The organism is Paraburkholderia sp. WC7.3g (genome assembly GCF_050436345.1).
Lineage (GTDB): Bacteria > Pseudomonadota > Gammaproteobacteria > Burkholderiales > Burkholderiaceae > Paraburkholderia > Paraburkholderia podalyriae.
This window is the reverse complement of sequence record NZ_JBNDMA010000001.1, coordinates 2,213,505-2,228,335: the sequence shown is the minus strand read 5'-3', so window position 1 is coordinate 2,228,335 and position 14,831 is coordinate 2,213,505. Positions and strand designations below refer to the sequence as shown.

Sequence of the window (14,831 nt, the reverse complement as noted above, 5' to 3'; positions counted from 1 at the left end):
CTTAGATCTTGCCGATCAGGTCGAGCGACGGGGTCAGCGTTTGCGCGCCCGGCGTCCATTTGGCGGGGCACACTTCGCCCGGGTGCTTCGCAATGTACTGAGCAGCCTGAACCTTGCGCAGCAGTTCGCCAGCGTCACGGCCGATGCCGTTGTCGTGGATTTCGCACAGCTTGATTTCGCCTTCCGGGTTGATCACGAACGTGCCGCGCAGCGCGAGACCTTCTTCTTCGATCAGCACGTCGAAGTTGCGCGAGATAGCGAGCGTCGGGTCAGCCAGCATCGGGTACTTGATCTTGCGGATCGTGTCCGACGTGTCGTGCCAAGCCTTGTGCGTGAAATGCGTATCGGTCGACACGCTGTAGATTTCCACGCCAAGCTTCTTGAAATCTTCATAACGATCGGCCAGGTCGCCGAGTTCAGTCGGGCACACGAACGTGAAGTCGGCCGGGTAGAACACGAAAACCGACCACTTGCCCTTCAGGCTTTCTTCAGTGACGGTCTGGAAATCGCCGTTGTGAAAAGCCTGTGCTTTGAACGGTTTGACTTGACTGTTGATGATCGGCATTTGCTGAATCCTCTCTGAGGGGGTTGGAAAGTGAGGTCAGTATGTCAGACTGCGCTTAATAGGTAAAGTGGATTGTGTTAATGAGTTCGATAGACTGACCCTATTAGTTTCGGCGGTGCAGACTATCGGGTTTACGCGTGGGGCGTTTCAGCCCTTCAGGAGCCGCCACAGTGTGGTCCGCCCGATGCCGAGCGCGCGGCTCGCAGCGGCGCGGTTGCCGCCCGATTGTTCGAGGGCGCGCAGCGCGTCCTCACGGCTGACGGTGGTGCGGGGCGCCGTGCTGTCACGGACCGAGCCCTGAGACGCCTGCGTGAGCCGCTCGACCTGAGCCGGGCTGATCCGGGCGAATTCGGGAAACACCGCCTGCCAGTCTGGCAATCCGTCGCAGGCCAGGTTCCCGGATATCTCCCGGGTTACGTCACCGATATAAATCGCCGCGCGCGCCAGCAGATTTTCCAGCTCGCGGACGTTGCCGGGCCACGCGTAGTTCGCAAAAAGCGGGCCGAGAAGCGTGAGCACCTGCTCGAGCGCCCCTGCCGACAAGCCGTACTGCAGCGCGCCGCGCTCCAGCAGATACCGCGCCAGCGGCGCAATGTCGGCGCGGCGTTCGCGCAGCGGCGGCAATTTTATCTGAAGCAGATTTAATCGGAAATACAGATCCGCGCGAAACGCGCCCTGTTCGACAAGTGCATGCAGATCGCGGTGCGTCGCGGCGATCACGCGCACATCGACGGGCGTCGCGCGGCCCGCGCCGAGCTTCATCACCTCGCGCTCCTGCAGCACGCGCAACAGCCGGCTTTGCAGCGCGGCCGGCATTTCGCCGATTTCATCGAGAAAGATCGTGCCGGTGTGCGCAATTTCAAACAGCCCCGGCTTGCCACCGCGCCGCGCGCCCGTGAAGGCCCCTTCCTCGTGCCCGAACAGCTCGCTTTCGATCAGCCCCTCGGGCAGCGCCGCACAGTTGAACGCGACGAACGGATTGCCGCGCCGCCGGCTCGCGTTGTGAATGCCCTGCGCGACCAGTTCCTTGCCAGTGCCGCTTTCGCCGCACAGCAGCACGGTCGCGTCGTGCGCGGCGCCGGCGCGCGCGAGCCGGCGCACGCGCTCGAGCGCCACCGAAGCGCCGATCAGATCGTCGAGCCGATGCCGCGCGACCAGATGCCTCGGCCGCTGGCTGGTGCGCAGCGAACGGTCGATCCGCTGCGCGACGAGCGCGTCCTGCGCAGTCACGACGAAACCGGCGCGCGCGCCCTGCTCGACGATCGGCACGCAGTTGACGATCAACGCGCGGCCGCCCACCTGCTCGATGCGTTCGTCGACCGGCTGGTCGGCGGCGCGCGTTTCGCGCAACAGCGGCGCGAGCGCGCGCGCGACTCGCGCGGGAGTGTCCTCGTCGTCCTTCGGGACTTCCTGCGCGGCGCCTGAACCGAGCAGTTCGAGCATCGCCGGGTTGACGGCTTCGAGCTGGCCGGCTTCGTCGAACGCGGCGACGCCGTCGCGCAGATGCGCGACGATCGTGTTCAGGCGCCCGCGCTTCGATTCCTTCTGCCGGCTCACGCGCGCCAGTTCGACCGAGCGCTCGAACGCTTCCTCGACCGCGGCCAGCGAATACAGGAACACGCTTTCGATGCCGGCCTGCTGCGCCAGATCGCAAGCCATGCCGGCGCCGACGACCACGCGGCAGCCTTGCGCGGCGAGTTCATCGACCGCCAGTCGCACTTCGTCGATCGACCGGTACGCGCGCTGCCTCAGATCGACGTTCAGCAGCGGGCCCAGGTCGGCCAGTTCCTGCGCGATTGCTTCATGCAGCACGAGCCCGATGCGCGCCCGCGGCCACGTGGCGGTGGCGCGCGTGATCGCGTTCAACACGTCGAAGCCGTTCACCTTGACCATCACGACCGGCACGCTGAGGTTCTCGCGCAGGTATGCGCCGTTCGAGCCGGCGGACAATACGACGTCGACGGAACCCGCGTCCACGTAAGCTTGCAGAGCGGCGACGGCGGCGCCGTATCCTTCCCGCACCGTGAAGAATTTCGCGCGGCCGGCGTAGCGCGGCGCTACCGCCTCGCAAAGCGACTGCAGTCGGCTGATACTGACGAGCGCGACCCCGGGGCGGCCGGCATCGACGGCGGGACTCGGATTCGCGACGAACGGGGTGAACGTGGACACACGGCTCTCCAAGGTCGAAACGTTCCGCGAAACGTTTCATGAAACGTTCCACGATTGTGCCACGAACGCCGAGGCGCAGCCGACTTCGCGCAAACCCTTGTTCCAGCGGCACGACTGGCGAACCGCCGTTCGATGGCACGCTTCCTGCAGTATGTCGGCCGCGTTCCACTTCCGATTTTCCTTCTGGAGACCTGCATCATGACCACCACTTCCGTCACCCGCCGCGCCGCGTTCCGCGCCAAGGTCAATCAGCGTCAGGGCCTGCTCGTGCCCGGCGCGTTCAACGCGATGAGCGCGCGCGTGATCGAGGACGCCGGCTTCGAGGCGGTCTACATCACCGGCGCGGGCGTCACGAACATGTCGCTCGGCTTGCCCGACCTCGGTTTCATCGGCCTCGCCGAAGTCGCCGAGCACACCGCGCGCATCCGCGACGCGGTCGCGCTTCCGCTGATCGTCGATGCCGACACCGGCTTCGGCAACGCGCTGAACGTGCGCCAGACCGTACGCGTGCTCGAGCGCAGCGGCGCCGACATGATCCAGTTCGAAGACCAGGTGATGCCGAAGAAATGCGGCCACTTCTCGGGCAAGGAAGTCGTGGCGACGAGCGAGATGGTCGGCAAGATCCGCGCGGCCGTCGATGCGCGCGAAGACGCGAACCTGCAGATCATGGCGCGTACCGACGCGGCCGCGGTCCATGGCATCGAGGACGCGATCGAGCGGGGTCATCGCTTCATCGAGGCGGGCGCCGACATCCTGTTTATCGAGGCGACCGAATCGCTCGCCGACATCGAGCGTCTGCCGGGGCTGTTCGACGTGCCGCAGCTGATCAACATCGTGATCGGCGGCAAGACGCCGGTGCAGTCGCGCGATGCGCTCGCGAAGCTCGGCTACGGCATCGTGCTATATGCGAACGCCGCGCTGCAAGGCGCGGTGCTCGGCATGCAGCGCGCGCTCGGCACGCTGCGAAGCAACGGCCGCCTCGACGAGGACGCGACGATCGTCGCGCCGTTCAGCGAGCGGCAGCGGCTCGTCAACAAGCCGCTGTATGACCGGTTGGACAAGGAGTACGCAGCGAAGGACTGACGCACGGGGGCGGCGCGGCGACGCGCTGCGCGCCTCGGCGTTATGGGACCCTTTATTGCGTTAGGATTCAGGGCTGGCGAACGCGGCCGCCTCGCCGGCCCGCTCTGCCGGACGCCCGCAGAAACACCCAACGCAATCGAAAGGTAGTCGCAAGCACCATGAAGTCATACTCTTCACGCGCCCCGCGCCGGCCCGTCAATGGTCTTTCCGCGCGCACGCGAGCGGCACGGGACATCGCGCGATGAACAGCGCCGGCACCCGCAACGCGCACGTCGGCTGGCTGCCGTATATCGTCGCGGCCACCTTCTTCATGGAGTATCTCGACACCACGGTGATCGCCACCGCGCTGCCGCAGATGGCGCGTTCGTTCGGCGTCGGCCCGAACAGCCTGAGCCTCGGCATGACCGCGTACATGCTCGCGCTCGCGATCTTCATCCCGGCGAGCGGCTGGGTCGCCGACCGCTGCGGCGCGCGTACCGTGTTCGTCAGCGCGATCGGCGTGTTTACGGTCGCGTCGATACTGTGCGGGCTGTCGCAGAACGTGCCCGAGTTCACGGCCGCGCGGCTGCTGCAAGGCATCGGCGGCGCGATGATGGTGCCGGTCGGCCGCCTGATCGTGGTCCGCAGCACCGACAAAGCCCGCATGATGCAGGCGATCTCGACGATCACATGGCCGGCCATCGCCGCGCCGGTGGTCGGCCCGCCGATCGGCGGCTTCATCACGACCTACGCGTCGTGGCGCTGGATCTTCCTGCTGAACGTGCCGTTCGGCCTCGCCGCGATCGCCGTCGCGCTCGCCATCGTGCCGAACCTGCGCAGCACCGAGCGCAAGCCGCTCGACGTCGCCGGCCTGCTGCTGAGCGGCGTCGCGCTGACCGCCATCCTGTACGGCGCGGAACTCGCGAGCCAGCCGGCCGCCAATCCGTGGCTCGCGATCGCGGTCGTGGCGGGCGGTCTGCTGGTCGGCGCGATCGCGTTCCAGCATGCGAGGCGACATCCGTATCCGCTCGTCGACGTATCGACGCTGAAGGTGCCGACGTTTTCGGTGACGGTCATCACCGGCTCGTTCACGCGCATCGGAATCGGCGCGGTGCCCTATCTGATGCCGCTGCTGTTCCAGGTCGGCTTCGGTCTGTCGGCGTTCCGCTCGGGTCTGCTGCTGCTCGCGAGCGCGCTCGGCAACCTCGGCATGAAGGCGCTGACTACGCGCATTCTGCAGCGCTACGGCTTCCGGATGGTGTCGATCGTCGACGTGGCGGTGGCCGGCATTTTCATCATCGCGTGCGGATTGCTGACGCCGAACGTGCCGCTCGTGTTCGTGCTGATCGTCGTGTTCGTGTACGGCGTCGCGCGCTCGATGCAGTTCTCGACCCTCGCGACGCTCGCCTACGCCGACATCCCGCAGCCGCAGATGAGCGCGGCGAGCACGCTGTGGAGCGCGGCCGCGCAGATGACGATCGGTCTCGGCATCGCGTTCGGCGCGGTGTCGCTGCGCGTCGCGGCGCTGTTCAACGGCGAGACCACCGGCCACGTGTTCACGCTCGACGATTTCCGCCTCGCGTTCCTGTTCGCCGGTGTGCTGACGCTGCTCTCCGTGTCCGGTTATCTGGGGCTCGCGCGCAATGCTGGGCAGAGCATCGGCGGAGGTTCGCGCAGCGGCGACAATACGGCGAAGGGATAAGTGGTACGTGCTACGCGACCAAGGGGGACGCGCGATGCAAGTAGGCGATCTGACGATTTCGAACCGCAATGACGATCTCGACCTCGACATGGTCTACGCGTTGGCCGCTTACTCAGACAGTATCGGCACGCTACGCGCGGCATCAGCCACACAGATTCGCCGCCACCGCAGCGCGTCCCACGTCTGAAGTAGGAGCAACGCAACAGCACGTCTGAAAAGAGCAGATCCCCAATTTTCATCCGTCGCCCATTCCTCTGCCTGTTGTCGCCTGCTAGCTTGGGAGCCCCAACAGCTACGGAGGCGTTCGGAATGTCGTATCAACAGGATTCGGATGGCGTGCGCGTGGTGCTCAGTGCGCCGCAACTGGCGGCGGTGCTGGCAAGACAGTCAATCAGCCAGACGGAAATGCTTTCCAACCGGCTATGGGGCGGGTTGCAAATCGTCGGTGGCGTGCTGGAAATGGTCGGCGCAAGTGCGTTGTGTGTGATCCCGGAACCGACCATGCTAAGCAAGGCAGGGTGCGTTGTGTTCGGCATACATGGCTCTGATACGGCGGCGGCAGGTTTGCGTCAGGCCTGGACGGGCCAGGATACGGCCACACTGACCCAGCAAGGTACGACGAATCTGGCCGAGGCGATGAAGGCTAGTCCTGACATGGCGAACCATATCGGCCTGTCACTTGACATGGTCGTGCCGTTCGGCTTTGCCGGGTCAATCAAGGCGGTGCGGGCTGCGCGCATCTCGATGGGCAAGATCAACCTGAACATGCATGAAGCAAAGACGCTTCGCGGAATTGGCGGCCACACGATCTTGAAGCATGTTGGACGGACGGAGGCGCAATTACGGCAGCGTCTGATCGACGAGCCAAAACGGGTGACGGTGTCCACCTTCTACAATCTGAACGCCGCCGAATGGGCAATATCGGAAGCGATGAGGGAAAACGCGCTGAGGATAAGCGCCTGGGCAAAAGCGCCGGTACGAGATTTGGACCTGTCAAAGAACGTCGGGAAAAATGTTGGTTTTGCGATTGTCCGGAGTACGGGAAAAAGAGTTGAGGCCCAGAAGGTCGTAGTCATCCTCCGACATAAGACATACAACGGGATGCCGTACTATATCGTGACATCGTACTTGGAGTGAGGGCTTATCGTATGGCCGACAATGAGAAATATGGCGATCTGACGGGGCTGATCCGTTCTCGTTTCCACGAAGATTTTGACCTGTTCGGAAACTCAGTAGAAGAACTCGTTTCTTCCTACACCGAGAAAATGTCAAGGAGTGACATTGACGCGCTCATATCTGACATCAATTCATTCGAAGCCGACTATCCAGAGACGCTGGACTCAGAGTTTAAAGAGCGGTTTGGCCGCCAGTTCGATCCAGTTTTGTGGGGCTACACGACGGCTTCCTTCCTTGATGAAGTAAAACGGCTACTGAGTGAGTAGGCAATTGCTCAGGACGGGTTAAAAAGAAGTCCCGCCATTGTCGCGCGCCTTTTCGCGTTTACGACCGTCAACAGCCACCGACGGCCCGCCGTCGTGCATGGGCGTGGGCACACGGCCATATGGCGGCGAACCCGGTTAGCATGGTCGATCACATCCTTCCGAAGCAGGCGGCGAAGGCATGCGCTGGCGGCTGCGGCTCGCGGGCTCTGGCTTCTCAAGCCAGATAGGCCGCAACACGTCTGCGCAATCGGCGGGCGTGGTTGCGTCGAGCTTCGACGCCGCCTCAGCCGTACGCGCGCTCACGCATCCACCTGGTCATGATCCACTTGTCGCCGGCCAGCACACGCGCACCGCCGTGCAGGGTCAACGGATCGAGCTGGCGCTGGCCGTCCATGTAGCGGAAATACACTGCGCCACCCGCGCGCGCCGCGACCGACAGGCCCGCCGCGGGAAACACCGTCTCGCCGCCATCGGCGACGTCGTTCAGGTAGATGATCAGCGTCGCGACACGCTGGCCGCCCTGCGCGGTGTGCACCGCGCCGCCCGGCTGATCGGGCGGGAAATAGTCGAAATGCGGGCTGTACTCGCCGCTCGTGTCGTAATGCAGCACCTGCAGGCCTTCGCCGTTTTCGAGCGGCCAGTTCGTCAGGCTCGCGATGCGCCGCTCGACCCGCGCGATCAACTCGTCCTCGCCGCGCCGATACCAGACGCCTTCACTGGTGCGATTGCGGATCACGTCCTCGTTGCCGGTAAGCGGATCGACCGTCGTCGAGCGCTTCAGTCGATGCCGCGAGCGCTCGATCAGCTCACTACATTCGCCGGCCGACAGCAGGTCGGCGAACACGACTAGCTGCGGGCGCTCACAGCGCAGCAGCACGCGCACGTCGCGCTCGTCGGCGCGGATCAGGTTGCCGCGCGCGACCGGCATCGGGTCGTATCGATACGGCTCACTGACGGGATCGGCGACAGTGGCCGTCGTGGCGGGGTCGGCCGGGCGCCGATCGAACGCGTGGTGAACGGCGACGCGCGCGTCGTCGTCGGCAAAGCCGGCCTGTACCATCGCGTCGATCATCGAGCCCGGCGTGCAGCCACGCGCGACATTGCTGCTCAGCCATTCTTGCCAGGCGGCATTGACGACTCGCATAGCGCTTCCTGTGCGGCGGCCCGGCAAGCAGTGCGGGCACCGTCCGACTTCGATCATAGCAAGCTGAACGGGCGCGACGGGCGCGGCGCCCGCTTGCGCCTAGTCGCGCTTCAACTGCCCGCGGTAGTGCAGCAGACCCCGGCGTGCCTGCTGCCTGAGCATCCGCTGCACGAACGGCGACCAGCCGAACAGCGTGCCGCGCACGCCCATCGCCTGCCGCATCCACAGCCACAAATCGAAGCGGTCGCGATGCTCGACGATGAGCCCGTCGCGGAACACGAAGCGCGCGTCGATCCGGTTCACCACGTCGCGCCCGGTCTGCACGAAACGGTAGCGCGCGACCCACTGCGCGCGGCCGGTGCGGTAGTCCGCCTGGATGTCGCTGAAGCTCAGCGTGAAGTCCTGCGCGTGCTTGACGAGCATGCGCCACATGTCGCGCACTTCGTCGCCGACCAGCTCGCCGAAGGCGGGATCGCTGAAGACGACGTCGTCGGCATAACAGGCGACCATGGTCTCGGCGTCGCGTTGCTGGAAGGCAGTGTAGAAACGTTCGATCAGCTCGGTATTGGGATGGCTCATTGATGTCGTGTCGTGCATTGCGGGAGCGCGCCGTGCCGTGCACGCGCTCCGGAAAAACAGCCCGCGCGCGGCAGGCGGCGGGCATCGCGCACACGATATAGGAAAACGACGCGGATGGGGACCCACGCGAGGACAAGTGAATCAAACCTCGTCCGCATAAGCCCGGCCGCGAACCTCGGCCAGCGACGTATCCACCATCAAGCGGCCCGCGTCGAACACCGTCTCGAGCGCTTCGTCCCACTCGCCCGCCACGGTGCGCTCGTCCCACACGATCGGCAACCTGACCGTCCGGTACTCGCCGGTACGGCGATGGCGCAGCAACGTGAGCCGGCCTTTCATCGAGCGCTTGCTGTGATCCGTGACCGGATCCTTCGATACATCGTGCCACGTGTCGTCTAGGCGGATCGCCGAGCACTTCATCGCGAAGCGCTGCGTATCGCGATTGATCCGCTGCAGCAGCGCGCCGCCCATGCCGAACACGATGTTGTCGGCGGCGAAGCCGGCCTCGTCCATCGCGGCGAGAATCGCCACGATCGAATCCGGGTTCGTTTCGTCGCCTTGAATCACGCGCACATGGTCGAGCACGCGCCGCCCCTTGCTGTTCGTCTTCGATCCGAACGACGCCTCCAGCGAGCGCAGTGTGTACAGCACGATCGTGCACGGATCGCCGGAGTCCGGGCGAATCACGAGCGTGCCGCCGGAATCGAGCACAGCCTGCTTCAGCTCGCCGCCCCATGCGTTCAGCGCGGCGAACAGGTCATAGGAATCGGACACCACCGAAACGATTGCGCCCGGCCGACCGAAGCGCGCGATCATGTTGCGATACGCGTCGAATTCGCGCTCACGGCCCCACGCCGTGATCGTGCTGTGCTCGGCCGCCGGCACCGAAAACGCGGCCATGTTGTCGTGGTAGTAGTGATTGGCCGCAAGCACGCCAAGCACCGTATCGGAGCCCATGAAGCTGACGAGATGCGCCGCGCCGCCGATCGCCGCCGACTCCGCGCTCGATACGCCACGCGCGCCGAAATCGTGCAGCTTGAACGGCAACTGCGAGAGGTCGTCGCTGCTTTTCAGCAGATACGTGCGGATCGTCTGGCGCAGATGCCAGCTTTGTGTCGCGACCGTGATCGGATACCACACGCGCATCAGCATCGTCTCCAGATACGACGCGAGCCAGAACACGTAGGGGTCGTCGCATTCGACGGTGACCAGCACGTTGTGCGTCGGCACGACCGAGCCTTCGGCCACCGCGCGAATCCGCACCGGCAGATAGCCGCCGTAGTGCTGCACGACGTAGCGCCAGCCCGCTTCGTTGAACGGCTCGCCGTGCGCGCTGAAGAAGGCGCCGGCCTGATCGATCATCGCGCCGGTGATCGGCCGGCACAGGTACTCTTTCAGCAACATCTGCAAGCCGAAGAACAGCGTGCGCTCGTAACGTCCGCCGCGCGATTCGATGTACGAGAACATCGCCGACGCGTCGGGTGGATATTGCAGAAAGTGCGATGCCTTGTACGAATCCGTGTTCAGAATCGGATTGGCCAGGATCGACGCGAGGTCGCTGAAACCTTGCGCGCTTTGCATGGACGGTGGTGCGCTCACGTGATTTCTCGCTAGAGTGACCGGACGGCGCGAGCCTGCCCGACGCTTTCGAACCTCTGACGTCGCGGTACTCTGCGCCGTCAAGCAGCCCGGGAGTCCCCCGAAACTTCACCTTACTCCGGTCGCGCAGAATACGCAGGCGCTTGCCGGCAAGCGGACGGACTAGACCCCAGGCTTCAATTGCGGCGGTACATTCGGCCACGTCGCGCGCAGCCGGCCGAGCATGCTCCTGCGGCGCTCGGCACCCGCCGGCCACAGCATGTTCGCGAGCAGCACGATGCCTTGAGCGAACCCGCTGTCGCGTGCACACGTGACGAGCGGCACGCCCCGGCTCAGCGCGTCGTTGACGTGCTGGTCGTCGCGCGGCAATTGATGCGCGACCTTCGCGCCGAGCGTGCGTTCGAGCATCGGCAGATTGATCTGCGCGTTCTTGTCGTACTGGTTGACGATGACCCGCACCTTGCCGGCCGGATGCCCCAGTTCGCGAAAAATCTCGAGCATGCGGCGCGCGCCATGCAGATACAGCGGGTTCTGCCGCACCACCATGCAGATGGCGTCGCTATGCGCGAGCGCGCGGATCGTCAACGGATTCAGGCTCGGGCCGACGTCGATCAGTACCGCATCGTAGCGCTCGCGCACCAGCGTCAGAATCCGCTCGAGTTGCGCCGGCAGCAGTTCGGCAGCCTTCAATGGATCGCCGGCGCCAGCGAGCAGATCGAGGTTCGGGCGCACGTGCATCTTGCACGCATCGAACAGGGCAGCGTCGAGTTGCCCGTTGTGCGAGCACAGATCGGCGAGCGTCATCGGCGGCGGCCGGTTCGCCATCAGCAGGCTCGCGTCGGCGAATTGCTGGCCCAGGTCGATCAGCAGCACGCGCCGCTCGCGCTGCGCGGCGAGCGCGCACGCGAGGTTGACCGCGATCAGCGTCGTGCCGCTGCCGCCCTTGCTCGACGCCAGCGCCACCACGCGCGCGCCGCGCCGCTCAGGCTCGCGGGGCTGCACTTCGATCTGCGCGAGCGCGTCGGCGACGGCATGACGATCGAGCGGCCACGACAGCACATGCCGCACGCCGACGCGACGCGCCGCACCGATCAGCGCGGTGGACGGTGTCGGCGTCACCAGCATGCAATGGAGCGTCGGCGCGCAGGCGAGCGTTTCCTCGATGCCGTCGAGTCCGCGGACGTTCAGATTGGCGTCGTCGACGATCAGCAGGTCTGCCTCGCGGATCGTGCGCGCGTGCATCGGCAGTTGCCGGGCCGAACCGTACACGGTGTGCAGCCGGTAATGCACGCCGCTCTCTTCTAGCCGCAAGACGATGCGTTGCGCGGTCTCAATGCTGGCGGCAATCAGGAAGATCTCGATCATGGCAGCTCTGCGGCGCTTGGCGCGTCATGCGCGGGTTTTTGTTCCAGGCGTCTGTTCGGCGCGCCTCCGTGAAAACCATGAGCCGGCAAACGGTGTTATCCGCGCGGCGCTTAAGGGCCTCGGCAACGACCAGCGTCAGCAGATCGACCGACGAGCCCGCCCGCAGGAAAAAACGCGCGCGCGGCGCCGCAACATACTGCCGGTCAGTGAGCCCCGTTCCGTGCGAAGCGGCCGGCCTGCGAATCAATTGTGGTTTCATGACAGCCCCCGATGTCGATCGGATTTGCGCCTGGCCGCGTCGTTTTGTGGACAACGCCCCCGGCCATTGGGCCAGGTCGCCGTGCCCATGCCAACCCACGGACACGGCTCCTGGTTCGCCTCGTACATTCGTCTCTCTGTGGAGACTTATGGCCTCTCTCCCCGCCTCATCGCGCCGGCCGGTCCTGATCCGGCGCTGCCCCTTCCCTTTTCGGCGCGTCGCTCGCGAACGTTGCCAGCGCGTTGCCTGTCGTTATCGCCATCCTTTTCGCGTCGTTAGGACAAAAAGTCGAAAAGGAAAAACGGCGAAGTCGATGCCCTTTTGTCGTCCGGTTTCGAATGGCTGCTATGCCGGTCCGCCACTCACCGGTTTTTCTGACGTATTTAATAAGGCCCCGCCGCGCTCCCGCAAACACCTGATCGCTTCCCCGACCGTGCCTGCGAGTGACCTGTTTACCGCCGGTCTTTTTTATTCCGGTTTTCCCGTACCGTCGACCTGGCGGCAAAACATTTTTCTGTCAGACCTTATTGCAACGGTTATGCCAACACGCGTTCCAATCGGTAAGGAGCCCGCCAATGCTTCACGCCACCGTGAAAGCGATTCGCTTTTCGATGCGGCGCGAACCTGCCCGATTTTTGGCGCGGCGCGGATTGATTCGTTTCTGATACGCCAAATCGCCGCGCGCTGGCCGCAAAACGCGCGCTCCGGCCCGTCTCGCCGGCCCGCAGGCAGGCCGCGGTGCCGGCCGCACGCGACTTCGCCGCTCGCCCAGGTCGTAGAAGCGCCCCGCCCGGCGCGGCAAAGCGCATTCGACAGGCGCCGTCCAATCTGTCGCAAATGTGAAACATGGCCGCACGCGCCTCGTCTGTTTTTGTCACGCCTTAATGCCCAGTCAATTGCTACGCTATGTGCGATGGCTCGCATAAGCGGGCTTGACCGCTATTTGATTAGCGATTCGTGCTAATCCGAAAAACCAACACGCATTTATGGTCCATGTTTCTTTGTCTGGCACTTTCAGGCGCTTTCGCTTATCTTTAGGCAATACGCCAATCAGAGCGTTTGTATCGGGTCGACGAGGCAAGCCACGTCGCAAGTGGTTTTCACGATTCGGGGATAAAGTCGCCAGGCAGTTTCAGCAATGAACGACAGGTCGCCGGCATTGCATGAATCGGTCCGTCATGCAGCGCGTTGCGGTTTGCGCCGCGCTTACAGCGTGTCACTTGTTCGTGACTGCTGCTGCCGTCGATGCGTCGCAGCCGGAGTGCAGCAACTGGCCGCCTGAATTCACTACGTGGCACAGCAGTCCTGAGGATCGAACGGGGGAGCACCATGACTACGACTTGCACGCCGGCCGACATGGAACGCACGGTTCTATACGTGGCGAACGCGCCCGACCAGAAACTCGTCGAGTTTCTGGCCGCGTCGGGATGGCAAGCCGTGCACGCAAAAAGCACGGCCGTCGCGGAACGCATGATCGAACGCGGCGACATCAAGGTCGGTCTCGTTCAATTGCCCGAAAATTGCACGTCGCAGCAATTGTCCGCGTTCGCGCTGTGCATGCGCCGCGTCGAAACCAACTGGGTCGCGCAGATCGTGCCGGGCCAGGCCGGCAACGAGCTGGTCAGCCGTTTCATCCTCGATTACTGCTTCGACTTCGTCACGCAGCCGTGGCTCAACGAGCGGCTCGTGTTCGCGCTCGGCCACGCGCACGGACTGTCGAGCCTGCGTCAGCCGCGCGTCGCGCCGGAGCCGTCGCTCGGCCGCCACGGCATGGTCGGACAATGCGAGCCGATGCAGCAGCTCTACCGGCGTATCGACAAATGTGGCGTGACCGACGCGCCGGTGTTCATCGCGGGCGAATCGGGCACCGGCAAGGAGCTGACCGCCCGTGCTATTCACGACCGCTCGCCGCGCGCGGACCGCACATTCGTCGCGATCAATTGCGCGGCGATTCCGCCAAGCCTGTTGCAAGCCGAACTGTTCGGCCACGAGCGCGGCGCGTTTACCGGCGCGCTGCAACGCAAGATCGGTCGCATCGAGAGCGCGCATGAAGGCACGCTGTTTCTCGACGAAATCGGCGACATGCCGCACGAATGCCAGGCGGTGCTACTGCGCTTTCTGCAGGAAGGCACGATCGAGCGGCTCGGCGGCAACGGTCCGATCAGCGTCGACGTGCGCGTGATCTCGGCGACCCACGTCGATCTGGAGCGCGCCGTCGAAGACGGACGCTTCCGCTCCGACCTCTACCACCGGCTGTGCGTGCTGCCCCTCGTCGAGCCGCCACTGCGCGAGCGCGGCGGCGACATCAAGCTGCTCGCCAATTACGCGCTCAGCATGTACAAGCAGGACGGCGCGCGCAAACTGCGCGGGCTGTCGAGCGACGCGATCGTCGCGATGTCGAACTATCCATGGCCGGGCAACGTGCGCGAGCTGATCAACTGCGTGCGCCGCGCGGTCGTGATGAGCGAGGGCCGCTTCATCACCGCGAGCGACCTCGGCTTGCCCGAGGCCGATAATGGCCCGGCGGTCACGCTCGCGGAAATTCGGAGCAAAGCGGAAAAGAATGCGATCGAAAGCGCGTTGCTGCGGCACGGCTACAAGCTGTCCGACGCGGCGGCCGAACTCGGCATTTCGCGCGCAACGCTGTATCGGCTGATGCACGCGAACCGGCTGCATCAGGAGCCGGCCGGACGCGGCGCTAGCGGTGGCCCCGATGTCGACGACGAAGCCGGGCGGCAGACCCCGTCAGTGGCGTCAGCGGGGATTTGAGCGTTTCTTTGTAGTGGGCGCTTAGCAGCTCACGATGACGGCGATTGATCATCGCCGGCTGATCGCGCCTGCCCGCACCTGGCGTAGTCGTCCGGGACGTCGCGCGCCGCAGCCGGCATTTCCACCCGGGAAGCGGGCCGCCGGGCGAGCTTTCTGCTACCTTCGACAGACCTGCC

Annotated in this window: 13 protein-coding genes; 6 read left to right on the top strand and 7 right to left on the bottom strand. The window is 64.7% G+C overall.

Annotated features, from left to right (window positions below; translation table 11 throughout):
• Position 1 precedes the first annotated feature (1 nt).
• Together ahpC and prpR are read right to left on the bottom strand one after the other, a co-directional pair.
• Positions 2-565, bottom strand: coding sequence for an alkyl hydroperoxide reductase subunit C (gene ahpC, locus OKW43_RS10275; protein ID WP_090809789.1), 564 nt, complete (start codon positions 563-565; stop codon positions 2-4).
• A 147-nt stretch (positions 566-712) separates the two neighbouring features.
• Positions 713-2,734 (bottom strand): propionate catabolism operon regulatory protein PrpR, encoded by a 2,022-nt coding sequence (gene prpR, locus OKW43_RS10270; RefSeq protein WP_429446996.1) that lies wholly within the window; start codon positions 2,732-2,734, stop codon positions 713-715.
• A gap of 198 nt (positions 2,735-2,932) precedes the next feature.
• Here prpR and OKW43_RS10265 point away from each other — a divergent pair, with 198 nt between their 5' ends.
• The 5 genes from OKW43_RS10265 to OKW43_RS10245 all read left to right on the top strand — a co-directional run bounded on the left by OKW43_RS10265 (position 2,933) and on the right by OKW43_RS10245 (position 6,940).
• Positions 2,933-3,817, top strand: coding sequence for an isocitrate lyase/PEP mutase family protein (locus OKW43_RS10265; protein WP_429446994.1), 885 nt, complete (start codon positions 2,933-2,935; stop codon positions 3,815-3,817).
• 241 nt (positions 3,818-4,058) lie between these two features.
• Positions 4,059-5,498: an MFS transporter gene (locus OKW43_RS10260; RefSeq protein WP_187634165.1), complete on the top strand. Its 1,440-nt coding sequence runs from the start codon at positions 4,059-4,061 to the stop codon at positions 5,496-5,498.
• 34 nt (positions 5,499-5,532) lie between these two features.
• A complete protein-coding gene (locus OKW43_RS10255) occupies positions 5,533-5,685 on the top strand; it encodes a hypothetical protein (protein WP_429446992.1) in 153 nt (50 codons plus the stop codon).
• A 122-nt stretch (positions 5,686-5,807) separates the two neighbouring features.
• Positions 5,808-6,635, top strand: a complete 828-nt coding sequence (locus tag OKW43_RS10250) for an RNase A-like domain-containing protein (protein WP_429446990.1) — start codon at positions 5,808-5,810, stop codon at positions 6,633-6,635.
• An 11-nt stretch (positions 6,636-6,646) separates the two neighbouring features.
• A complete protein-coding gene (locus tag OKW43_RS10245; RefSeq protein ID WP_187634162.1) occupies positions 6,647-6,940 on the top strand; it encodes a contact-dependent growth inhibition system immunity protein in 294 nt (97 codons plus the stop codon).
• Between the two features lie 283 nt (positions 6,941-7,223).
• On the opposite strand, the gene OKW43_RS10240 is transcribed toward OKW43_RS10245, so the two are convergent.
• The 5 genes from OKW43_RS10240 to OKW43_RS10220 form a co-directional block, all read right to left on the bottom strand.
• Positions 7,224-8,084 (bottom strand): 2OG-Fe(II) oxygenase, encoded by an 861-nt coding sequence (locus OKW43_RS10240; RefSeq protein ID WP_429446988.1) that lies wholly within the window; start codon positions 8,082-8,084, stop codon positions 7,224-7,226.
• Between the two features lie 99 nt (positions 8,085-8,183).
• Positions 8,184-8,663: a nuclear transport factor 2 family protein gene (locus tag OKW43_RS10235; RefSeq protein WP_429446986.1), complete on the bottom strand. Its 480-nt coding sequence runs from the start codon at positions 8,661-8,663 to the stop codon at positions 8,184-8,186.
• A 141-nt stretch (positions 8,664-8,804) separates the two neighbouring features.
• Positions 8,805-10,244: a nicotinate phosphoribosyltransferase gene (locus OKW43_RS10230; RefSeq protein WP_429447388.1), complete on the bottom strand. Its 1,440-nt coding sequence runs from the start codon at positions 10,242-10,244 to the stop codon at positions 8,805-8,807.
• A gap of 180 nt (positions 10,245-10,424) precedes the next feature.
• Positions 10,425-11,627, bottom strand: a complete 1,203-nt coding sequence (locus OKW43_RS10225) for an AAA family ATPase (RefSeq protein WP_429446984.1) — start codon at positions 11,625-11,627, stop codon at positions 10,425-10,427.
• On the bottom strand, positions 11,593-11,886 hold the full coding sequence (locus tag OKW43_RS10220; RefSeq protein ID WP_187634279.1) for a hypothetical protein: 294 nt from the start codon (positions 11,884-11,886) through the stop codon (positions 11,593-11,595). The genes OKW43_RS10225 and OKW43_RS10220 overlap by 35 nt, the downstream gene beginning before the upstream one ends.
• Positions 11,887-13,215: 1,329 nt before the next feature.
• Between OKW43_RS10220 and OKW43_RS10215 the strand changes: the two genes are divergently transcribed.
• A complete protein-coding gene (locus tag OKW43_RS10215; RefSeq protein WP_429446981.1) occupies positions 13,216-14,655 on the top strand; it encodes a sigma 54-interacting transcriptional regulator in 1,440 nt (479 codons plus the stop codon).
• Positions 14,656-14,831 lie beyond the last annotated feature (176 nt).